At 68.6% G+C, this 20,882-nt stretch carries 21 protein-coding genes; 11 read left to right on the top strand and 10 right to left on the bottom strand.

What is annotated here, in order from left to right:
- The first annotated feature begins 49 nt into the window (after nt 1-49).
- Complete coding sequence (locus AOZ06_RS38200) at nt 50-2,854, top strand: AfsR/SARP family transcriptional regulator (protein WP_169799034.1); 2,805 nt, start codon at nt 50-52, stop codon at nt 2,852-2,854.
- A 526-nt stretch (nt 2,855-3,380) separates the two neighbouring features.
- Here the strand turns inward: AOZ06_RS38200 and AOZ06_RS38205 are convergent.
- Complete coding sequence (locus tag AOZ06_RS38205) at nt 3,381-3,803, bottom strand: hypothetical protein (protein WP_054293825.1); 423 nt, start codon at nt 3,801-3,803, stop codon at nt 3,381-3,383.
- A 153-nt stretch (nt 3,804-3,956) separates the two neighbouring features.
- The gene (locus tag AOZ06_RS38210; protein ID WP_054293826.1) at nt 3,957-4,511 is read right to left on the bottom strand and encodes a carboxymuconolactone decarboxylase family protein; all 555 of its coding nucleotides are present in this window, start codon (nt 4,509-4,511) and stop codon (nt 3,957-3,959) included.
- A 70-nt stretch (nt 4,512-4,581) separates the two neighbouring features.
- Between AOZ06_RS38210 and AOZ06_RS38215 the strand changes: the two genes are divergently transcribed.
- Entirely contained in the window at nt 4,582-4,920 is a 339-nt protein-coding gene (locus AOZ06_RS38215) for a winged helix-turn-helix transcriptional regulator (RefSeq protein ID WP_054293827.1), read from the top strand.
- On the opposite strand, the gene AOZ06_RS38220 is transcribed toward AOZ06_RS38215, so the two are convergent.
- From AOZ06_RS38220 to AOZ06_RS38230, 3 genes are all read right to left on the bottom strand, one after another.
- The gene (locus AOZ06_RS38220) at nt 4,902-5,330 is read right to left on the bottom strand and encodes a winged helix-turn-helix transcriptional regulator (RefSeq protein WP_083472200.1); all 429 of its coding nucleotides are present in this window, start codon (nt 5,328-5,330) and stop codon (nt 4,902-4,904) included. The two genes, AOZ06_RS38215 and AOZ06_RS38220, sit on opposite strands and share 19 nt — an antisense overlap.
- Nucleotides 5,331-5,339: 9 nt before the next feature.
- The gene (locus AOZ06_RS38225) at nt 5,340-6,185 is read right to left on the bottom strand and encodes an MBL fold metallo-hydrolase (RefSeq protein WP_054293829.1); all 846 of its coding nucleotides are present in this window, start codon (nt 6,183-6,185) and stop codon (nt 5,340-5,342) included.
- Between the two features lie 102 nt (nt 6,186-6,287).
- Nucleotides 6,288-7,211 carry a threonine/serine dehydratase gene (locus tag AOZ06_RS38230; protein ID WP_054293830.1) on the bottom strand — a complete coding sequence of 308 codons (924 nt, stop codon included), beginning with the start codon at nt 7,209-7,211 and terminating at the stop codon, nt 6,288-6,290.
- A 71-nt stretch (nt 7,212-7,282) separates the two neighbouring features.
- Between AOZ06_RS38230 and AOZ06_RS38235 the strand changes: the two genes are divergently transcribed.
- The 6 genes from AOZ06_RS38235 to AOZ06_RS38260 all read left to right on the top strand — a co-directional run bounded on the left by AOZ06_RS38235 (nt 7,283) and on the right by AOZ06_RS38260 (nt 11,621).
- Nucleotides 7,283-8,194: a LysR family transcriptional regulator gene (locus AOZ06_RS38235; protein WP_236951878.1), complete on the top strand. Its 912-nt coding sequence runs from the start codon at nt 7,283-7,285 to the stop codon at nt 8,192-8,194.
- Nucleotides 8,195-8,204: 10 nt separating this feature from the next.
- Nucleotides 8,205-8,558: a hypothetical protein gene (locus AOZ06_RS38240; protein WP_157233476.1), complete on the top strand. Its 354-nt coding sequence runs from the start codon at nt 8,205-8,207 to the stop codon at nt 8,556-8,558.
- A 287-nt stretch (nt 8,559-8,845) separates the two neighbouring features.
- Nucleotides 8,846-9,061, top strand: a complete 216-nt coding sequence (locus AOZ06_RS38245; RefSeq protein ID WP_157233477.1) for a hypothetical protein — start codon at nt 8,846-8,848, stop codon at nt 9,059-9,061.
- A gap of 221 nt (nt 9,062-9,282) precedes the next feature.
- Nucleotides 9,283-10,536: an RICIN domain-containing protein gene (locus tag AOZ06_RS38250; protein ID WP_054293834.1), complete on the top strand. Its 1,254-nt coding sequence runs from the start codon at nt 9,283-9,285 to the stop codon at nt 10,534-10,536.
- A 133-nt stretch (nt 10,537-10,669) separates the two neighbouring features.
- Complete coding sequence (locus AOZ06_RS38255; RefSeq protein WP_054293835.1) at nt 10,670-11,176, top strand: SRPBCC family protein; 507 nt, start codon at nt 10,670-10,672, stop codon at nt 11,174-11,176.
- A gap of 106 nt (nt 11,177-11,282) precedes the next feature.
- Nucleotides 11,283-11,621: a hypothetical protein gene (locus tag AOZ06_RS38260; protein ID WP_054293836.1), complete on the top strand. Its 339-nt coding sequence runs from the start codon at nt 11,283-11,285 to the stop codon at nt 11,619-11,621.
- A 434-nt stretch (nt 11,622-12,055) separates the two neighbouring features.
- On the opposite strand, the gene AOZ06_RS38270 is transcribed toward AOZ06_RS38260, so the two are convergent.
- Together AOZ06_RS38270 and AOZ06_RS60650 are read right to left on the bottom strand one after the other, a co-directional pair.
- Nucleotides 12,056-13,000 carry a DUF1731 domain-containing protein gene (locus AOZ06_RS38270; RefSeq protein ID WP_236951879.1) on the bottom strand — a complete coding sequence of 315 codons (945 nt, stop codon included), beginning with the start codon at nt 12,998-13,000 and terminating at the stop codon, nt 12,056-12,058.
- The gene (locus AOZ06_RS60650; RefSeq protein WP_335338313.1) at nt 12,903-13,433 is read right to left on the bottom strand and encodes an NAD-dependent epimerase/dehydratase family protein; all 531 of its coding nucleotides are present in this window, start codon (nt 13,431-13,433) and stop codon (nt 12,903-12,905) included. The genes AOZ06_RS38270 and AOZ06_RS60650 overlap by 98 nt, the downstream gene beginning before the upstream one ends.
- Nucleotides 13,434-13,639: 206 nt before the next feature.
- On the opposite strand from AOZ06_RS60650, the gene AOZ06_RS38275 reads away from it, so the two are divergent.
- A complete protein-coding gene (locus AOZ06_RS38275; RefSeq protein WP_054293838.1) occupies nt 13,640-16,624 on the top strand; it encodes a 3-keto-alpha-glucoside-1,2-lyase-like domain-containing protein in 2,985 nt (994 codons plus the stop codon).
- A 44-nt stretch (nt 16,625-16,668) separates the two neighbouring features.
- On the opposite strand, the gene AOZ06_RS38280 is transcribed toward AOZ06_RS38275, so the two are convergent.
- Nucleotides 16,669-17,514 (bottom strand): NAD(P)H-binding protein, encoded by an 846-nt coding sequence (locus AOZ06_RS38280; protein WP_054293839.1) that lies wholly within the window; start codon nt 17,512-17,514, stop codon nt 16,669-16,671.
- 80 nt (nt 17,515-17,594) lie between these two features.
- Between AOZ06_RS38280 and AOZ06_RS38285 the strand changes: the two genes are divergently transcribed.
- Nucleotides 17,595-18,482, top strand: a complete 888-nt coding sequence (locus AOZ06_RS38285; protein WP_054293840.1) for an AraC family transcriptional regulator — start codon at nt 17,595-17,597, stop codon at nt 18,480-18,482.
- Nucleotides 18,483-18,511: 29 nt separating this feature from the next.
- Here AOZ06_RS38285 and AOZ06_RS38290 read toward each other — a convergent pair whose 3' ends face one another.
- Nucleotides 18,512-19,138, bottom strand: coding sequence for a VOC family protein (locus AOZ06_RS38290; RefSeq protein ID WP_054293841.1), 627 nt, complete (start codon nt 19,136-19,138; stop codon nt 18,512-18,514).
- A gap of 56 nt (nt 19,139-19,194) precedes the next feature.
- Complete coding sequence (locus tag AOZ06_RS38295) at nt 19,195-20,097, bottom strand: NmrA family NAD(P)-binding protein (protein WP_054293842.1); 903 nt, start codon at nt 20,095-20,097, stop codon at nt 19,195-19,197.
- A 91-nt stretch (nt 20,098-20,188) separates the two neighbouring features.
- On the opposite strand from AOZ06_RS38295, the gene AOZ06_RS38300 reads away from it, so the two are divergent.
- On the top strand, nt 20,189-20,767 hold the full coding sequence (locus tag AOZ06_RS38300) for a TetR/AcrR family transcriptional regulator (protein ID WP_054293843.1): 579 nt from the start codon (nt 20,189-20,191) through the stop codon (nt 20,765-20,767).
- Nucleotides 20,768-20,882: the final 115 nt, after the last annotated feature.

Here is a 20,882-nt window from a genome sequence, read left to right on the forward strand (position 1 = left end):
GCGCCAGGACTGGTCAGGCGCCGCTCAGTCGAGCATGCTGGTGCGCATCGTGAGTCATTCAGTCGAAATCAACGTACTCGGTTCGTGGCAGGCATCCGTCGGCGAACGCCCGGTGGTGGTGCCACCCGGGCACCAGCGTGCGCTGCTGTCGTCACTCGTCGTGTCGGCGGGCCAGCCCGTCGCGGCTGACACGCTGGCCGGCCAGGTCTGGGGCGACCAGCAACCGGTGAACGCCCGCGGCGCGCTGTCGACGTACGTGACCCGGTTGCGCGGGTTGCTCGGCAAGCAGGTGATCGTCGCCAACCCCGGCGGCGGCTACTGCCTGTCGGTCGACGAGGACAAAGTGGACCTGCACCGCTTCCGCAGGCTGCTGCGGCAGGCACGCGGGGCCGGCTCCGCGCAGGCCGAGCTCGCGCTGCTGCGGGAGGCGCTCGACCTGTGGCGCGGCCGTCCCTTCACCGGTGTCGAGTCCGACTGGCTCGACATGGACGTCGTGCCGTCGCTGACCGAGGAGTGGTTCACCGCCACCGAACGCCGGATCGACCTGGATCTCGCGCGTGGCGCGTCCCAGTCGTCCATCGCCGAGCTGTCCGCGCTGACCACCCAGTACCCGCTGCGGGAGTCGCTGTGGCTGCGGCTGATCGACGCGTTGCAGCGCACAGGCAGGCGTGCCGACGCGCTGGGCGCGTACCGGCAGATCCGTTCGGTCCTGCGTGACGAACTCGGCGTCGAGCCGAACGCGGAACTGCAACGGCTGCACCAGGACCTCCTGCGCGACACCACTGTGAAGCGGGTGACGCCACTCGGCGCGAGCGCCGCACCGTCCCCCCACCAGCTCCCGCACGCGAACATGAAGTTCGTCGGCAGGCGTGACGACCTCGCGGCGCTGGACGACCTGGTCGCCACGATCAACTTCTCGGCGACCGCGGGCGAACCGCCGACGATCGTCGTGGCCATCGACGGCGCACCCGGCACCGGCAAGACGACGCTGGCCCTGCACTGGGCCCACCGGATGGCGCACAGGTATCCCGACGCGCAGCTGTACCTGAACCTGCGCGGCTACTCGGCCGAGGACCCGGTACGGCCGGCCGCCGCAGTGCAGACCATGCTGCGGTCGCTCGGCGTACCCGTCGAACGCGTCCCCGCCGAGCTGGACGAGCGGTCAGCGTTGTTGCGCAGCACACTGGCGGGCCGCAGGACGTTGATGCTGCTGGACAACGTCCGCGACGCCGCCCAGGTACGCGCGTTGCTGCCGGGCACGGGCGCGCTGGTCATCGTGACCAGCCGCAACCAGCTGCGGTCGCTGTCCATCAGGGACGGTGCGCAGCGGCTGAGCCTGCAACGACTCAGCCACGACGACGCCGTGGAGTTGCTGGAGACAGCGGCGGGGCAGGAGCGGGTCGCGGCCGAGCCGCAGGCCGCCGCGCAGCTCGCGGAACTGTGCGAGGGGCTGCCACTGGCGTTGGCGATCGTCGCGGAACGCACCCAGCGCACGGAAACCCTCAGCCAGGTCGTCCAGGCGCTGACCGATGAGATGAGCGAGCCGGGCTCGTTCCGGTCAGGTATGGGCAGCGAGCTCTACGCGGCGCTGTCGTGGTCCTACCGTGCGCTCGACCCGCCCGCAGCCGCGATGTTCCGCAAGCTCGGCCTGCACCCCGCCAGCGACATCAGCACGGACGCGGCGGCCGTCATCGTGGACCTGCCGCTGACACGGGCCAAGCAGGTACTCGACCAGCTCCATGACGCGCACATGGTCGAACAGCTCAGGCCAAGGCGTTACGAACTGCACGACCTCATCCGCCTGTACGCAGCGGAGGAAGCGAGCCGGACCGACAGCACCGACGCCAGCCTCGCGGCGATCCGCCGTGTGCTCGACTGGTATCTGCACACAGCGGTCAGCGCGGAATCGATCCTGCAGCCACGGCGGCGTTTCGACTTCGTGGCACCGCTGACCTCGACGGTGCCGCCGATCGAGTTCGCCGACCAAGCCGGGGCGACGGCATGGTTCGAGCAGGAGTTCGACTGCCTGCGGTCGGTCGTGATCTGGGCCGCGGCACACGGGTGGGGCGGCCACGCGTGGCGGATCGTGATCGCCATGACGACGTTCATGGATCGCCGGATCGCATGGCAGGAAGGCGCGGAGCTCCTCGAGACAGCGCTGGCAGCAGCCCGCGCGGCCGAGGACCGCACAGGAGAGGGGTACGCGTTCAATTCACTGGCCTGCCAGCAAATCGACCAGAACGAGCTGGCGAGGGCGATGAGCAACCTCGAGCAGGCGATCGACTGCTTCATAGACACAGGGCACCAAGCAGGCGAGACGATGGCGCTGTCCAACCTGGGCCTGGTGCACGCGCAGGCAGGCGAGCCAGAACGCGGACTGCAGTTCTGCACGGACGGGCTGGCACTGGCCGAGGAACTGGGCTACCAGCGAGGCGTGGCCAACAACCTGAACAACATGGCCAAGGCACACATCGCGATGGGAAACCAGGAGAAGGCGATCGACTGCTACCTGAGGGCAGACAGGCTGTTCGCCGAAATCGGAGACATCGAACCAGGCTCCCTCAACCTGCTGGACCTCGGACGCTCCTACATCGCGACAGGGCAGCACACCAACGCAATCAGCGCACTGCACAGAGCAGCCGCGGGGTACAGCCAACTCGACAACCGGCGCTGGCAAGCGATAGCCCTCTACGACCTAGGTCACGCCATCGCCCGCACCGGCCACCCAGGCTGGGCCCGGCACTGCTGGCGCGCGGCCCTGGTGGTGATGCGAGAACTAGCCGACCCACGAGCAGCGGAACTGGAGAAACTGGTCGGCAGCCACAACTCCGCTGCCTCGTGGGTGCAGAACTGACAGTTCCATCAGCCAGATGCGTGACGCGCCACACGTACTTCCGAAGCCGTCGAGCACATTCGGCATTCATCACCGCAAGACGTGAGCGACAGGTGCCGCGATGGCTTTGCGCGGGTCACCGGACAGACAAGCGACAGAGAGTCCGCGCCCCACGCACCAGCACAGAACAAACCCCGACCGGCACGCGCGCGAATCAGCCACAACGGCGAGCACGCAAACCAACCACAGCGGCAAGCGCAGGCCAAACCACAGCGGCAAGCGCGCAAGCGCAGAAGGGGCCTTCGACGGGCAGTAGCGCCCACGCCCCGAAACACACCAAGAGCTCAACTTCAAAGAGGGCAAAGACCCACCACAGCCTCCTGCTCAGAGGTCAGCCCCCGGCGAGGAAAGCTTGTTCCGTGCAAAAACCAAGAAGCCAGAGCAGGATGCGGTCGCTGACAGCCCAGCCCCGCACAAACATGCACAAACAAGCCAAATAAAGATGCCGGGAAGGGGTGAGCCCCTCGACCCACCCCATCCCCGCACATCAACCGCCGGCAACCCCAAACCCGCAAGCGAAATAACCCTTACCCTCCTGGACAACTGTAACGGTGATCGGAGAGTCGCCAGGCATATCCACCGGCACTGTCCACTTGTCACCCTCCTCCCGAGCGTCACCCGGAACACCCTTGGGGAAGGCCTTCTGGGCGGGCGGGTCGAGTTCCTGGTCCAGTGCGAAATCTCCGTTCCTGCTGACCGGGCCGGGCCACCGGTCGCACACCGCCGCGTCGATCTTGTCCTTGTCGTTCTCCTTCACGCCGTCGATCAACGCCTGCACGGCTGCTTTCGGCGACTTCCCACCTGGCCGTTCCTCCGCACCCCCTGTGTCGGCGGAGGAAGACCCGGCCGGAATCGCGGTGCCGCCTGTCGAGCCGCCGCCGCAGGCTGTGCCCAGCACGGCGATCAGCACAGCAATCCCCACAACCCCCACGGACCTCATCTTGTCGTCTGCTCCCGTTGTCCTGTGTGTTCCCTGCGCCGAGCAGTGAAACAGGACTTTCCTCGACCCACCAAGCGGTCGGGGTGGAAATACCGCGACAGTTGACCCTCGTACCGCAGAGGTTTACCACGTGGCGGCCCACGGCTCGGGCGGGATCCCCGCCGCGCCGACGACGAACGAGATGACGTGGTACCAGCCCGCTGTGACAACGAGTTCGAGGATTTGCGCATCGGTGAGTTCCTTGGTCAGGGCTTCGAAGGTCGCGTCCGTCAGCTTGGCGGTGTCGTGCAGCTCGTCGGCTGCGCGGAGCACCGTGCGGTCGAGGTCGCTCCACGACGGGTGGTCGGGGTCGGGTGTCGTTGTCGCGGTGAGCTGTTCGGGTGTGAACCCGGCTGCCGCGGCGAAAACGGTTGCGTGGACGCCCCACTCGTATTCCGCGCCACAACGGGCGCAGGTGCGGTGGATGACGAGTTCACGCAGGCGTGCCGGGACGGTTCCGTGGCCGAGGATGCCCGCGCCGAGTGGGCGCATGCGTGACGCCAGATCCGGGTGGCGCACCAGGGTCCGGAACAGGGCCAGTGGTTCCCCGCCCACCCCGGGTGGCATCCATTTGCCCAGCGTGGCCGCTGTCTCGGTGTCGTAGGGCGGTTGTACGGGGGTGATGCGTGGCTCGGTCATCGAATAGACTCCCGTCTCGAATTCCGAAGCAAACGGTAGTGCTTCGAAAACAGAAGCACAAGGAGGTGTGGTGGGCATCCCACGTCCGGGCGAACCGGTCCGCGGGTCGAGCACCGGTCAGCCGATCATGGTGTTGCTCGACCTGCTGGGACGGCGATGGGCCCTGCGCGTCATCTGGGAACTGCGTGGGGCAGCGCAGACATTCCGGCAGCTCCAGTCCAGTTGTGACGGCATGAGCTCGTCCGTGCTCAGCGCGCGGCTGGACGAACTGCGCGCCGCGGACGTCGTCGGCCTCGGCGCGTCCGGATACCACCTGACCGGCGAGGGCCGCGAACTACTCGCGCTCTTCGAGCCACTCGACGCTTGGGCACGCCGGTGGGCCGAACGGGATCACGGTTCGCCGTCGTAACGCGCCCGTGCGTCGTTGACCTCGTTGATGTGCACCTCGGCCCAGTCGCGGATCGCCGCGAGCGGAACGCCGAGGGTCTGCCCGAGACCGGTCAGCGTGTACTCCACTTTGGCCGGGACGGTGGGGTGCGTCGCGCGGGTGAGCAGGCCGTCGCGTTCGAGGCTGCGCAGCGTCTGGGTGAGCATCTTCTCGCTGATGCCGTCGATCGCGTGGCGGATTTCGCTGTAGCGCTTGGTCCCCGTCGACAGGCATCCGACGATCAACGCCGTCCACTTGTCGGCGATCCGGTCAAGGACCTGCCTCGACGGGCAGGGTGCGCTGTAGACGTCGGCTGGCCTGCCGTCGGGCAGCCAGGCCAGCACCCGGCCGGGTGTGCCCGGCCGGGGCCGTCGGGTGCGAGGTGCGGGCATGCCAGGACGTTATGCGATGTCCGGGCCGCTGGCCCAGGCACGCCGCAGTGCGGGCGGCAGCACCCGGCCGAAGACCTCGCCCGCGAAATGGCCGCCGGCGAGGACCGTGCGGCCGTCCGCCAGTTCGTCGAGCAGGCGCTTGCGTGTGTCGACTCCCGCGGCCGGGTCGACGTCGAACGCGAAGCTCCAGTGGCTTTCGGTGACCTGGACCTGGCAGTGCATGACGTCGCCGAGGATGACCACGCGCCGCTGGTCGTCGCCCGTCACCTCGATGCTGTTGTGCCCCGGTGTGTGCCCGGGGGTGGCGAGGACCCGGACACCGGGCGCGATGGTGTCGCCGTTGTCGACGAAGCCGATGACGTCCGCCAACGGCTGCTGCACGCCCTCCGGGTCCGGGCCGACGAGTTCGGCAGTGCCCCACCAGTGCGTCCACTCGGCCTTGCTGACCAGGTGCCTGGCGTTGGGGAAGGTCAGCCCGGCGCCCGCGGTCGTGGTCCAGCCGACGTGGTCGTGGTGCAGGTGGGTGTAGACGACCGTGTCGACGTCTCCGGGCGCCAGGTTTTCCGCCGCCAGCGCGTCGATCAGGCCACCGCCGCGGAACTCGGCCGTGTCGGGCAACGTGAACTCGACCGGGCCGAGCCCCAGGTCGACGAGCACGGCCCGGTCCGGAGTCCGGACGAGGAACGAGCCGATGCTGACCGGGAACCAGCCGCGCTCGTCGAGGTGGGCCGCGTGCGTGGCCCAGTCGCTGGACGGGAAGAAAACGGCGGGATTGAGCCAGGCGTGCCCGTCGGGAAGGTAGGTGACAGTGGTGTCGCCGATGCGGACCTGGGCGCGGGAAGCGGGCCGTGACATGACAGTCTCTCCTTTGTGGATAGTGGAACGGTTGTGCCGTCCACCCCGCCAACTCTGGGAGAGCAACACGCCAAAAGGAAGTACGCACTTGCAAGTGCGCCGCTAGGTCAGATCAGCCGGATCGGTGTTTCCGCCCGACAGCACCACGGCGACGCGTTCGCCCGGCTGGGGTGTGTACGCGCCGGACGTCAGCGCCGCCAGTGCCACGGCGGCGCCGTGCTCGACGACGATGCGCTTGTTCTCCCACAGCAGTTTGCGGGCGGCGAGGATGTCGCTCTCGTCCACCAGGACGGACTGCACGCCCGCGCGGGTGGCCACGTCGTAGGCGATCCGGCCGAGGAGGGTCGCGCCGAGTGAGTCCGCGGCGACACCGGAAACCTCGACTTCGACGGGCTTTCCGGCCGCCAGGGCGGCGCTGAACGTCGGGCACGCGGCCGGTTCGACGCCCACCACCCGCGCTTCGCCCCCGGTGGCCGCCGCGATGCCCGCCATCAACCCGCCTCCGCCGACCGCGACCAGGATCGTGTCCACCTGCCCGTCGGTCTGTTCCAGGATCTCGGTCCCCAGTGTGCCCTGGCCCGCGCAGATCTCCGGCTGGTCGTAGGCGTGGCAGAACAGGGCGCCGGTGTCCTCGGCGTATCGGATCGCCGCCTGGTAGGCGTCGTGGTATCTGGTTCCCACCTGGTCGATCTCGGCGCCCAGTTCGCGCAGCTTCCTCACCTTGACCGCGGGCGCTGTGCGCGGGACGACAACCCGGGCGCGGGTGCCGCAGTTCACCGCCGCGTACGCGACGCCCAGCGCCGCGTTGCCTCCGGACGCGGCGACCACGCCCGCGCCCGGAAGGACACCTTGCTCGGCCGCGGTGAGGATGCGGTTGAACGCGCCGCGGGTCTTGAACGACCCGGTGTGCTGCGCCAGTTCCAGTTTGAGGTACGTGGCGAACGGCTCGCCCTGCACGAGCGGTGTCGTCCTGATGCTGGCCTGGATGCGTCGCCGGGCCGCGGCGACGTCGGATGCGTCGATCACGTCACCAGCCTGGCAACCATCTGCCTTAAGCACCAGCTAGATCTACTATGGCTCGTTAAGCAACGCTTAACGTGAAGGGGACGCGCGTGCTGGACGTCAACCGGCTCGCCGTGCTGGTGCGGATCGCCCACCACGGCTCGATCACGGCCGCCGCCACCAGCCTGTCGATCACGCCCGCTGCCGTGTCCCAGCAGCTGGCCAAGCTCGAACGCGAGGTCGGGTGTCCCCTGGTCGACCGGCATCCACGCGGCGTGCGGCTGACCGCCGTGGGCGAGGCGCTGGCCGCGCACGCCGAAACGATCGTCGGGCAGGTGCGGGCCGCCGAGCAGCACGTGCAGGTCCTGCTCGGACAGCAACCGACGCAGCTCACCGTCGGCACGTTCGCCAGCGCCGGGCAGACGCTCGTGCCCCCGGCGCTGGCCAGATTCCGGCGCGAGTACCCCGATGTCGCGCTCGCGCTGCGGGATCTCGAACCACCGGACGGCTACGGGCTGGTGACCTCGCGGGAACTGGACCTGCTGATCACGCACAGCTACCCGGGTGGCACGATGCCGGACGCGCAGGGGCTGCGCCGGTTCCTCCTGCTGACCGACCCGCTGCGCCTGGCGCTGCCCGCGGACCACCCCTTGGCCGACCGGCAACGGATCGCGCTGAAGACCCTCGCTGATTACGAGTGGATCTCCGGAGGCCCGGGGATCCCGAACCGGGTGTGCCTGGAACACCTTGCACAGCAGGCGAAAGTGAACGTGCACGTCGCCTACGAGACGGCCGACTACCAGGTGACGCTCGCGCTCGTCGCCGCCGGGCTCGGGGTGGCGCTCGTGCCGTCGAGCCTGCTCGACGGACTCGGCGACCGCCGGATCGCCGTGCGCACGCTGACCGGCAGCCCGGTCGCCCGAGGCATCCACCTGGCGCACCACAGGCAACCCAATCCGCTGGCGCTCGCGATGATCGGGTTTCTGACGCGCAGCGGCAACCGCTAGGTTGCCGATCATGGACGACAGGACCGATCCCACCCTGATCACCACCAGCCCGAGCCGCGGCGAGGACCCGCAGCGGGTCGTCGACGTGTGGGCGCACAAGGCGATGCAGGCGGGGTGGCAGGTCGAGGTGGTGCCGGGCTTCGGGACCCCGTCACGCAAGCAGGCGATGACGACGCGCGGCATCCAGGACTACGGCCTGGTCGACGTCGAAGGGCTGCAGTACGTGGTGAAGTTCGGGCCGCGCTTCCGCGTGCCCCTGCACGAGGTCACGGAAACGGGCGCGGCGGTGGAGCGTCCGTTCCTCACCTACACCGCGTGGGCCGAGCCGGTGCTGGTCGAGGCCGATCTGGACGACTACATCTGAGCCCGGGTCAGCCGACGGCGGCCAAGCCGTTGTACCGGCCGAACCCACGGCGGAACGCCGGCTTGAAACCGTTGGCGCTGGCGAATCCGACCCGCGACGCCAGCACCGACACAGGCAGCCCGCACGACAGCGACTCGGGCCGCCGCGCGCATCCGCGCCGTGTTGCGCCAGCGCGTGAAGCTGAGCCCCGTGTCGGCGCGGAACGCTGGGCTGCCCAGTCCGTGTGCGGTGCGGTTGTCCTCGGGATGCGCCAGTAGCCACCGCCCGGCCGACGAGCGGTGGCGTTGGTGGCACAAAAAACCCACGCGCTCATCGGCTCTGTGCTGGACCTGGCCGTCTTGGACGACGCGACGGCCGAAGCGGGTCCGGGTGACCGGCTCGACGACGCGGTGGCAGCCGCGATCGTCGAAAGTGGCACGCACGACGAGTTGTCGGCCGCACACGGGCACGACAGCCGGCTGCGGCCGGGACGGCGGCGCGCGGGGGCGTCGGGAATCGTTTAGCAGCAAGCAAAACAAACTCCGAGTACGCCGGTTGCCGCAAACCGTTCACGCAAATGGCAAGAAGTTTTCCTGTTTCCCGCTGGTCGGGTGAACGTGTCCGGTTCTGTCAATGACAGTGATCATCCGATCCCCCTACGCTCCGGCACCGGATCGATCCACCTATTCCTATCCCCTGCCAGGGAAGGCGGATTCCCTTGTTCAGATCCAGGATCCGGGCTGCCGTGATCACGGCGCTGACAGGTGCCGCGCTGGCGGCACCGATCTTCGCCGCCGACGCCGCCGCTCCGGTCTCACCGGTCGACAACCACCGTGACCAACGCGAACGAGGCACGTCCCTCGCGGTCGACCTCGGTTCGTACGCCATTCCGCGGCCGGTCGCCTGCGACGGCGACGGGACCAGCGGCAAGCGGGTGCAGCTGGTCTACGCCTACGGCGAAGGCCAGACCAGTCGCCTGCAGCAGATCCGTGGAGCGTTCCAGAGTCAGGCGGCCGAGACCGACGACGCCTTCGTGGAGGCGTCCCGCCGGTTCGGCGGCCAGGTCAGGCACCTGCGCTGGGTGCACGACAGCTCATGCCGGGCGACAGTCGCCGAGGTGCGGGTTCCGTTCGCATCGCTCAACAACTGGTATGACTTGAACAACGAGCTGCGCGCCCGTGGTCACAACCGCGCCGACCGCAAGTACGTGGTGTGGGGCGAGGCCAACAACAACGGCGACACCGGGTGCGCCGCGATCGGCGGCAACGACGACCGGCCAGGCCCGGAGAACCGCAACAACACCGGGCCGCACTACGCCCAGCTCGGCCCTAACTGCTGGGTGGGCTGGGACTTCGTCGGCCACGAGTTCCTGCACACGGTCGGCGCCGTGCACGGCAGCGCCCCGCACGCCGCAGGCGGCGGCCACTGCTACGACGACGAGGACATCATGTGCTACGGCCCGGAGATCCAGAAGATCTGCCGTGGCGCACACGCGTTCATCATCGACTGCAACGGCGACGACTACTTCAACACCAACCCGCAGCCGGGCAACTACCTGACCAACCACTGGAACATCGCCAACAGCGAGTTCCTGATCAGGGGCGGCGCCAGCTACGGCGTGGGCGAGGTGGTGACCGCACTGGGGAACAAGTGCCTTGACGTCCAAAACGGACGGACGGTGAACGGTACCGTGATCCAGATCCGCGGCTGCGACGGCCTGAACTCGCAGCGGTGGGCGCGGGTCGGCAACACGCTCACGGCGCTGGGCAAGTGCCTCGACGTGGACGGCAGCGGCACGGCGAACGGCACCAGGATCCAGCTGTGGGACTGCAACGGCTCCGGCGCCCAGGTCTGGGAGGGCGTGGGTACCGGCACGCTGCGTAACCCGCAGTCGGGCCGTTGTGTCGACGTCCGCTACTCCGACCCGGCCGACGGCACTCCGGTGCACCTCTGGGACTGCCACACCGGCGACAACCAGCGCTGGCGTCTGCCCGCCTGACCGGTAAGGGCGGTGGGTGGGTCGTCGCCCGGCCCACCCACCGCCGTCGAAACGAAGATCCAGCATGGACAGTCGGGCCGCCCGCTCCTATAGTTACTCACGAGTAGCACTTGCAACCGAGCGGGTGAGGACAATGGCCTGGTTCCGGTCGACGCCGGTCGCCGACGAGAGCGTGTTCACCACCTCGTCGCACGTCTACAGCTACACGATGCACCTCAAGGCCGACGCCGACGAGGTCTGGGCAGGTCTGACCGCTGACCGCCCGCTGGCGTGGTGCGGCCCGATCTCCGTGCACTACACCTCGGCCCGGCCGTTCGGGGTGGGCACCACACGCGAGGTACGCGCCCTGGGCATCACCCTGCGTGAGCGCTTCTTCATCTGGGACGAGAACCAGCGCAGGCACGCGTTCACCGTCGAGCAGGCCAACGTGCCTGGACTCGGCACACTCGCCGAGGACTACCAGGTCGACCCGGTCGACGGCGGTTCGCGGTTCCTGTGGCGGTTCGCCCTCAACGGCGCGCCCCGGTTGTCAGCCGGGATGAGGATCATCGCGCCGGTCCAGCGGAAGGTCGTGTTCGACCGGCTGATCCGCGACACCGAACGGCACTTCGGCACGCTGCGCGCCACCGAAGCCGCGTGACCGGCCGCTGAGTCCGTATCGGGGACTGTGGGCTCGCTGTGACGCGCCGGTGACAACCGCCTAGCCAGGGCCTGGACCGCTCGAGTCCACCAAGGAGAGTTCACCCTTGCCGCTTTCCCTGTCCCGCCTTGGCTTTCTGCTGATCGGTTGCCTGACAGCCGCACTGGCTCCGGCCGGCACCGCGCACGCAGGTGAACGCGTGGTGATCCCGGTCACCGGTGGCGTCGCCGAGATCCGGCCTGCCGGGCTCGCGATCACCTTCGTCACCCCCGGGCAGCGCATGATCGCGTCGGCGCCGTCCGCCGACCTGACCAGGCCGGGAAAGGTGACCAGGAACGGGCGCTCGGCCCAGTGGTCGTGCCCGGACCGTGGCCTCACGGCGTCCGCGGACGTGGAACGCGGACGGTTGCGGATCACGCTTTCCTCGTCCCTGGACGAAAACTGACCTGGCCGGTCAGCGGCACCGACCCGGCGGCCGGGAGCACGCTTTCCCGCGTGGCGAAGGCCTACTGGCGTACAGCCACGGGTCGCTCACGCCGGTCAGCGATCACTGTGGGACTCGCAGAAGGACACCCGGACCTGGGGGCCGTACTACCCGCAGCGGCGACCTGGGTTCTCTCGGCGGCACCGAATCCGACACCGAATCCGACACCGAACTGGCGGAACTGGCGGAGCTGCGACGGTTCTTCGCCCCGCTGCACAACGCCGAACCGATGACCGGTTTCACCAGGGACGGTTCGGTGCAGCGCAGCACGTACGGCAAGCGCCTGACCATGACCGCCGACTTCGGCGACCAGCCTGCCGCCGGCGTGCCCGCCGGATGCGTGCGGGCGGAAACTCGCGGGGACCGGACCGACGACGTTGTGCCCGTGAGGGGCGTCATCCCGTCGATCGAATACGTGTACGGGCCCAGCCGAGTGCGACCGTCGCCGTCAGGCTGATCGCCGCGGACAGCGCCGCGAGCATCGGTTGGCCGTCGCCGCGGAACACGCCGGTCGTGACGGCCAGGACGTGGATCGAGCCGAACACCACGATCAGCCCCACCAGAGCGGTCGCCGCTCCCGCGGTGACCTCCCGGGATCGCGGAGTGCCACGCGCCGAACCGATCAATCCGGCGGCCAGCAAGGCACCGGACACGGCCAGGTAGCCGTACCAGCTCAACGTGCCGATGGCGATGTACATCTCGTCGCCGTGCCGGGCCCCGTTCACGTCCGGCCGGACGAACAACCCGGTCACGGGCGTCGCCAATGCGCCGAACACCAGCAGTACCAGGACCATGGCGGCGGATGCTACCGGCTTTCCCCACGCCACAGCGGAGGTTCTGGCACGCCGGACCAAGTCACGGGCCGCTTCCGGCCAGTCGGGGAACCCGAAGGCGAGCCCGGCTCCGAGCAGGCGGCCTGGCACGACCCTGCGGCTCTTGAGCAGCAGTTCGGTGTCGGAGCGCACGACGAACGCCGCCAGTTCCGCCATCCACTTCGTGGCGGGCAGCCCAAGCGGAATCCCGCACTCGGCACGCAGCACACGGATGAAGTCCCTGCACGGCAGCGGATTGGGGGCGGCCAGGGTGACCGGGCCGCCGGTGTCCTCGCGGTCCAGCAGGAACTCCACCGAGCGGACCATGTCGTGGCCGTGGATCCAGGACATGTACTGGGCACCTCCGGCGACCGGGCCGCCGAGGCCGAACAGGACCATGCGGCGCACCATGTCGAACGCTCCACCGCGGTCAGGGTTCATCACCATCGCCGTCCTCAGCGCGACCTTGCGCGTGTGCGATGTGTCGGTGTCCTGTTGCGCCTTCTCCCACGCCTTGGCGATGTCCACGCTGTAGGCCCGGTGACCGGGAACATCGTTTTCCTTGCCACCGATGACTCCCGTCGCCTCGTCGTGGGGGGACGTCCAGGCTGTGGGCGTAGATCGTGGCGGTGCTCATCCGCAACCACACTCGCGGTGGCGCGGCGGCGCGCTGGATCGCCTCGCCGACCACGCGGGCGGAGTCCACGCGGGAGTCCATCATCGCCCGCAGGTTGGGGCCGTTGTAGCGGCAGTTGACGCCGCGACCGGCGAGGTTGATCACCGCGTCGCAGCCGTCGATCTCGTCGGTCCAGACCCCAAGTGCGCGGCCGTCCCACTGAACGGAACGAATTCCGGACGGCCGGCCACGGCTCAGCACCACCACGTCGTGCCCCGCCGCCGTCAGCGCACGACTCAGCAACCGGCCGATGTGCCCAGTCCCGCCCGGTATCACGATCTTCACCGAACTCCCCCTCCTGTGAGCAGTCGCTCAAACACGACTCCAACCCTGTTTGAGCAATCGCTCAAACAGGCAATCGGCTCCCGATGGGACTGTTCGGCCTAACTTTGGCTTGAACTGAGCATACTTTCGTTGACTGAATACAAAAGTATTCGTACGTTCCCTGGACAGCACGTGGAGAACCCTGCCTCTGTCCGCAAGGAGCAAAGATGCTTCTAGCTGTCCACGAACGATGCCGCCAGTCGCTCGTCGCCGCGGTCGTCCTGTTCACGTTCCTGTCCGCCATCGTGACCGTCCCCGCGCACGCGGCGATCCCGCCGCAGCAGCCAGGCGTCACCCTTCGTGTGTTCGACATCCAGACCGACCTCGACAAGCTCTGCACCGTCAAGGCCGGGCAGACCCCCAACGTCGACAAGCTCATGCCCGTGATCGACTGGTCGGGCACGGCCGACTTCGGGGTCAACGACCGGTTCGTGTCGGAGGTGACCGGCAACATCGACGTCGCCGCCGCTGGCACGTACCAGTTCCGGCTGACCAGCGACGACGGGTCGCGGCTGAGCATCGACAACCAGCTCGTGATCAACCACGACGGGTTGCACGGCGCCACGCCGGTCACCGGTTCGGTCCAGCTCGGCACCGGCTACCACTCGCTGCGGATCGAGCACTTCGACAACCTCTACGACCAGCAGATCACGCTGGAGTGGCAGCCCCCGAACGCGCCGGCGTTCGTCGTCGTGCCGAACTCGGTGCTCAGCACCGACGCCGACGTCGTGCGGGTGACGTCACCGGGACGCAAGGAGTGCGAAGGCGTCGCCGACTCACCCGGCGACGGCCTGCCGTTGACCTCCGTACACCCCGGCTACACGCTGACCAGCCTGCGCCCCAACGGTTTCCAGCCACAGGTCACCGGCATGGACTGGCTGCCCGACGGCAGGCTCGCGATCGCCACGTGGGGCGGCTCGAACAACGTGCTCGGCGAGGTCTACCTGATGAGCAACGTCGCGGGCAACACGGACCCGTCACGGGTCCAGGCGCAGCGCGTCGCGAGCGGCTTGAAAGAGCCGATGGGGATCAAGTACGTCGACGGCAAGCTGTACGTCTCCGAGAAGACGCGGTTGGTCGAGCTGAACGACACGAACGGCGACGGGGTCACCGACGACTACCGGACCGTTGCCACGTGGCCGTTCGGCGGCAACTTCCACGAGTTCGCGTTCGGCCTGCTGTACGAGGACGGCCACTTCTACGCCAACCTGTCGGTGTCGATCAACTACGGCGGCGCAACGACCGACCCGCAGCCCGCGCCCAACCGCGGCACCACCATCAAGGTGAACAAGGCCACCGGGCAGGTGTCGTACGTCGCGGGCGGCCTGCGGACGCCGCACGGCATCGGCTGGGGCCCGGAAGGCGACATCTTCGTCACCGACAACCAGGGCGGCTGGCTGCCCGCGAACAAGCTCGTGCGGGTCAAGCAGGACCGGTTCTTCAACCACTACATGAACCCGGCGGGCCCGTACGACGCGCAACCGGTCACCGAACCCGTGCTGTGGTTGCCGCACAACGAGATCGCCAACTCGCCGAGCAACCCGATCACGCTGACGACCGGTCCGTTCGCCGGGCAGATGGTCTACGGCGACGTCACCTACGGCGGCATCCAGCGCGCGTTCCTGGAGAAGGTCAACGGCGAGTACCAGGGCGCTGTCTTCCGGATGACCCAAGGTCTCGAGTCGGGTGTCAGCCGGATCAGCCTCGGTCCGGACGGCGCGATCTACACCGGCGGCATCGACGGCGGCGGGAACTGGGGCCAGCCGGGCAAACTGGCCTACGGCCTGCAGAAGCTGACGCCCAACGGCACCAGCACGTTCGACATCCTGGCGATGCGCGCCGTCCAGGGCGGGTTCGAATTCGAGTACACGCAGCCCTTGTCGGCCGAGACCGTGCAGAACCTCGCGGCGAAGTACCGGGTGTCGCAGTGGCGTTACAAGCCGACGCCCGCGTACGGCGGCCCGAAGATCGACGAGCAGACGCTCGGCGTGACGAGCGCGTCGGTGTCCGCCGACCGCAAGAAGGTCACCTTGCAGATCAAGGGTTTGCAGGCGGGACGCGTGGTGCACGTCCGTTCGCCGCGGCCGTTCACCTCGGCGTCCGGCACGACGTTGTGGAGCACCCAGGCGTGGTACACGCTCAACTCCTTGGTCGGCGGCCCAGCGGCCAGCGTGACCTACGAGGCCGAGCGAGCCACGTTGAGCGGTGGCGCGGGCGTCAACACCAACCACACAGGCTACGAGGGCACCGGTTTCGTCGACGGCTACTGGAACAAGGGTGCCGGCACGACGTTCTCCGTGAACGCACCAACGGCCGGGTCGTACAACGTCGCCCTGCGTTACTCCAACGGCCCGGATCCGAGTCCCGGCGCCAAGACCGTCAGCGTCCACGTCAACGGGGCGAAAGTCCGGCAAACCCGCCTGGCCAGCACGGTCACGTGGGATAACTGGGCGTCCCAGCCGGAGGCGTTGACGCTCAAAGCCGGCGCCAACTCGATCGCGTACAAGTTCGACGACGGCGACATCGGCAACGTCAACTTCGACAACATCACGGTCACCGCGGCCCAGCGGATCCAGTTGTTCAACGGCAGCAACCTGAACGCGTGGGAACTGCGCTCAGGCGGGACGGCTCCGTGGCCGGTCGCCGGTGGCTCGACGGAAACCCTCGGCGGGGACATCCGGACCAAGCAGAAGTTCGGCGACTTCAAGCTGCACGTCGAATGGTACGAACCGCGGTACCCGTCGAACGTGACCGGCCAGGCCCGCGGCAACAGCGGCATCTACCTGCAGGACCGCTACGAACTGCAAGTGCTGGACTCGTTCGGCGACACCACGCTCGCCAACGACGAGGCAGGCGCGATCTACCAGAAGAAAGCGCCGGACATCAACGCAGCGACTGCGCCGTTGACCTGGCAGACCTACGACGTCACGTTCCGGGCGGCCCGTTTCGACTCGTCCGGCAACAAGACTGACAACGCCCGTGTGACCGTCGTGTGGAACGGCAGGACAATCCACAACAACGTCGAGATCAACGGCCCGACGGGCGCGGGCGACCCGGAGAACACCGCACCGGGCTCCATCCGCCTGCAGGACCACGGCGACCCCGGCGAGAACCCCAGGTACCGCAACATCTGGATCGAACCGATCGCCTGACGCACAACGGGTGCGGGGCTCCCGGCGGGAGCCCCGCACCCGTGTCAGGCCTGCCAGCCACCTTCAGCGGCAGTGGACTCGGCGAACTCGGCGAACGTCCGGGCGGGACGGCCGAGTGCACGGGGTACACCGTCGGACACGTGCTCGTCCTTGCCGTCCCGCAGTGCGATGATGATCTCGGCGAACGCCTCGGCTTCCACCGGCGGCAGCCCCTGCTGCACGAGTTCGGCGACGTACTCGTCCACCGGCAACGGGACGTAGCGGATCGCGCGGCCACTGGCTTCGGCGATCGTGGCGACCGCTTCGGCCAGCGTCACCGCGCGCGGGCCGGACAGTTCGTAGATCTGGCCCGAGTGCCGGTCTTCGGTCAGGGCGGCGACGACCACCGCGGCGATGTCCTGCGCGTCGACGAAGGACGCGGCGCCGTCACCGCCGGGGAGCCGCAACTCGCCGGCGCGGATGGCGTCGGCGAAGAACCCCTCGTTGAAGTTCTGCGCGAACCACCCCGGCCTGCTGATCGTCCACTCCAGACCGCTCTGCCGGACCGCGGCCTCGCTGTCGGCCATGGCCGCCGCCATCCCGGTGGGGTCCTTGGCGTAGTCCGGGTTGTCGATGCCCCGGCCGGACGCCAGCACCAGCCTGCGTACCCCGTGCCGCACGGCCCGCTCGACGAACGGGCGAACCAGTCTCGTGCCGTCCAGCTGCACGATGTAGACGGACTGCGCGCCCGCCAGTGCCGCGTCCCAGGTGCCGGAGTCGTTCCAGTCGAAGACGTGTTCGCCGGTTCGTGCCGCCGCGCGTACCGGCAGCCCTTTGGCCCGCAACTGGCGGACGACACGGCTGCCGGACTTGCCGGTCGCCCCCGTGACAAGAATCGGTTGTTCTGACATGCCCCCAGTCAACCGGCGCGAATCGAGACGATCCATGGCTGGGAAGCTCCGCTTGATGCCTGTGCGTCTAAACTGGGGTCATGGACGCCGTGTCGGAGCTGTTGGCGGACGTACGCGCGCATGGCGCGGTGTTCCAGCAGGCGGTCGTGAGCCCGCCGTGGGCCCTGCGGATGTCGAGCGGCGCCCCGCTGACGCTGGCAATGCCGCTGCAGGGCCACGTGTGGATCGTCCCCGACGATCACGAGCCGGTCCGCATCGGACGCGGTGACATCGCCGTTGTCCGCGGCGACGTGCCGTACACAGTGGCCGACGACCCCACGACCGCGCCCACCCGCGTGATAACCAGCGACGACTACTGCGTGGATACCTGCGGAACGCCGGCGAAGGGCGCCTCGGTGCTGGTGAGCGGGGCGTTCGAACGCCGGGGAGATCTCAGCGAACGCCTGCTGCACGCCTTGCCGGCGGTGCTGGTGGTCCCGGCCGCCGACAGCCCATACCCGTCGGTGGAGACGGTGGCGGAGGAGATCGCCCGCGACCGCCCGGGACAGCAGCTGGTGCTGGACCGGCTGCTGGATCTGATGCTGGTGTCAGCGCTGCGCAGCTGGTTCGACGCCCCGGACACCGACGCTCCGGCGTGGTGCCGCGCGATGGACGATCCGCTGGTGGGCCGGGCGTTGCGCCTGCTGCACGACAACCCGGCGCACGCGTGGACAGTGGCGGACCTCGCCGCCAAGGTGGGTGTGTCGCGGGCCGGGCTCGCTCGTCGGTTCACCGCGCTGGTGGGCGAGTCACCGATGGCCTACCTCACGGGCTGGCGCATCACCCTCGCCGCCGACCTCCTCCGGCGGACGAACCAGACCGTGAGCACGATCGCCCGAAAGGTGGGTTACGCCAATGCTTTCGCTTTGAGCGTGGCCTTCAAGCGGTTGCGTGGCACCAGACCGAGCGACTACCGCAACGAGCGATAGGGCTTGCGGGGGCACGCGGTGGCGGCACATCAGGACTTCGCCGTCGCCGTGGCGGGTTCCCAGGCGAACCCGTCCGGGTCGGTGCAGGTCGCCGTGACGCCGCCGAGCACGATCCGGTGTGATCCTGCGCCGTCCGGCGTGACACCGGCCACCTTGGCCAGTGCTTTGCGCCGGTACAGCGACAGCTTGAACAGGCTCGACTCGGCGGCGAACTCGACGTACATCCGGCCGAAGCTCTTGGCGACGCCGAATCCCTGGCCGGTGTAGAACTGCTTGCTGGCGGCCACGTCGTCGACGCCGAGCAGGAGCACGACGGAGTCGATCTCGCCGGTGGCGGGGCCGGTGTCCTTCTTGGTGGAGGTCACGATCTGCCAGATCGTGCCGTCCGGGGCCTGGACGACGCCGCCGTAGCCCCACAGCGACTTCGCGGCGGGCTTGAGAGCCGTCGCCCCGGCTTTGAGCGCGGAGGCGAACAACCCGTTGACGTCAGCCGGTTGGGAGACGACGAGCGACAGGGTGAATCCGCGGAAACCGCTGCTCGGTTCCCGCGACTCCCGCAGGCCCAACCGGGCGCCCAGCCCCAAGGCGGCGGCGTGGAAGCGTTGGGCGGCCGGGAGGTCGGCCACCTCGATGGTGATCGCGTCGATGGAGGTCATGGCTCCGACGTTAGGCGCGGCGCGCCGACCGGTGCTTCTCGATTCCTGACCGGTCGTCAGCCGCGCAGGGACCGCTGCGCCCACTGCTCGAAGCTGGTGAGCGGGAGGCCGAGGTCTGCCGCGTACCGCGGGCGAGCGGGTTGCCCGACGACGTTGAGCCACTCGTGGCTGGCGCCCATCGGCGGCATCCCGGCGGCGAGGGCCTCCTGCTCGGTCATGTCCGGCGCGGACAACCGCGCGCCCAGGGCGCGGGACAGGATTTCGGCGATCTCGGTCATCGGCAGGTAGTCACCGGCGAGTTCCAGCTCGATCCCGTGGAACCGGTCCGGCTCGGCGATGGCGGCCGCAGCGGCGGTGCCGATGTCCTCGACCGCGACCACGGACAGCCGGGTGTCCGGTTTCACGACGCTCACCAGCCCGCCCTCGACGCCGCGGGGAAACAGGAAGGCCATGGACGGCAGGAAGTTCTCCATGAAGAAGCCCGGCTTGAGCAGTGTCCACCGCGGGAAGCCGGCGGCACGGAGGTGGTCCTGGATGGCCTTCTTGGCGTTGAGCGTCGGCGCCATCTCCGGCCAGCGCCCCTCAGCCCACCCCGGCGCGCCACTGTGCTGACCCGCCCCGGAAACGGACGTGTGCACGAACTGCGGCACCCCAGCAACCCTCGCCCCCTCGATGAGGTTCACGCCCTGAGCCACCTCACCGTCGAAGTCGAAGCCATCCCGTGACACCCCGGGCATCTGGACAGAGAAGACCGCACGGACACCCTCGGCGGCCCGGATCACCGAATCGCGATCGTGCAGGTCACCCTTGACCAGCTCAACGCCGAGAGACTCAGCCTTGGCCGGATCACGCACAAGGGCACGAACAGGCACACCCGCGGCCCGCAACGCACGAACGGTGGCGCCACCCTGCCGACCGGTGGCACCGGTGACCAGAACAGGCGCGGAATCTGGGGACATGACAACTCCTCAACTAAGTGGCGGGGTCCGCCGTTTACCGGGAGCTACAATATGGCGGGCCCCGCCACTTAGCAACCCCCGAGGTGACGCCATGGCTGACCGGCAGCGCGCAGACGCACGCCGCAACTACGAACTCATCCTCGCCGTGGCCGCGGAAGAAGTCGCCGCCCACGGCGCGGCGGCGTCACTGGAACAGATCGCACGCGTAGCGGGAGTCGGCTCAGCGACGGTGCGCCGCCACTTCCCAACCCGCCGCGCACTGCTGGAAGCGGTGTCGAAGGAACGAATAGAGGCCCTGACAGCCCGCGCCCAGGACCTGGCAGCCAAGGACGACAGCCGAGCCGCGTTGCTGCAATGGCTGAGCGAACTCGTCACCTACTGCGTGAAAGCCCGGGGCTTCGCAGCAGTGCTGGCCTACGACGGCGCAGAAATCGGGAACGTACACGAGAATTCCTGCTCGGCAGCCATGGAAGAGGCAGCAAGCCCCCTCCTGCACCGCGCCGTGCAGGACGGGTCGGTGACGACAGGCGTCACCGTGACGGACCTGATCACACTCGTCGTCGGCATCGTCCTGGCCACGGAGCACTACCCAGACCCAGCAGCCGAGGCCCACAGACTGTTCGAGATAGCCGTGACCGGCCTGAGCCCCGACAGTGAGCCGACCGGCTGACACCCCCACCACCGCGAACCACGCACCACACAAAGGTGCACCACAGAGAACAGCACCACCACAACAGCCGGGAAAACACCCAACCAACGGCCCGCAAGCGCAGGCCAACCCACAA

This window comes from Kibdelosporangium phytohabitans, assembly GCF_001302585.1.
Classification (GTDB): domain Bacteria; phylum Actinomycetota; class Actinomycetes; order Mycobacteriales; family Pseudonocardiaceae; genus Kibdelosporangium; species Kibdelosporangium phytohabitans.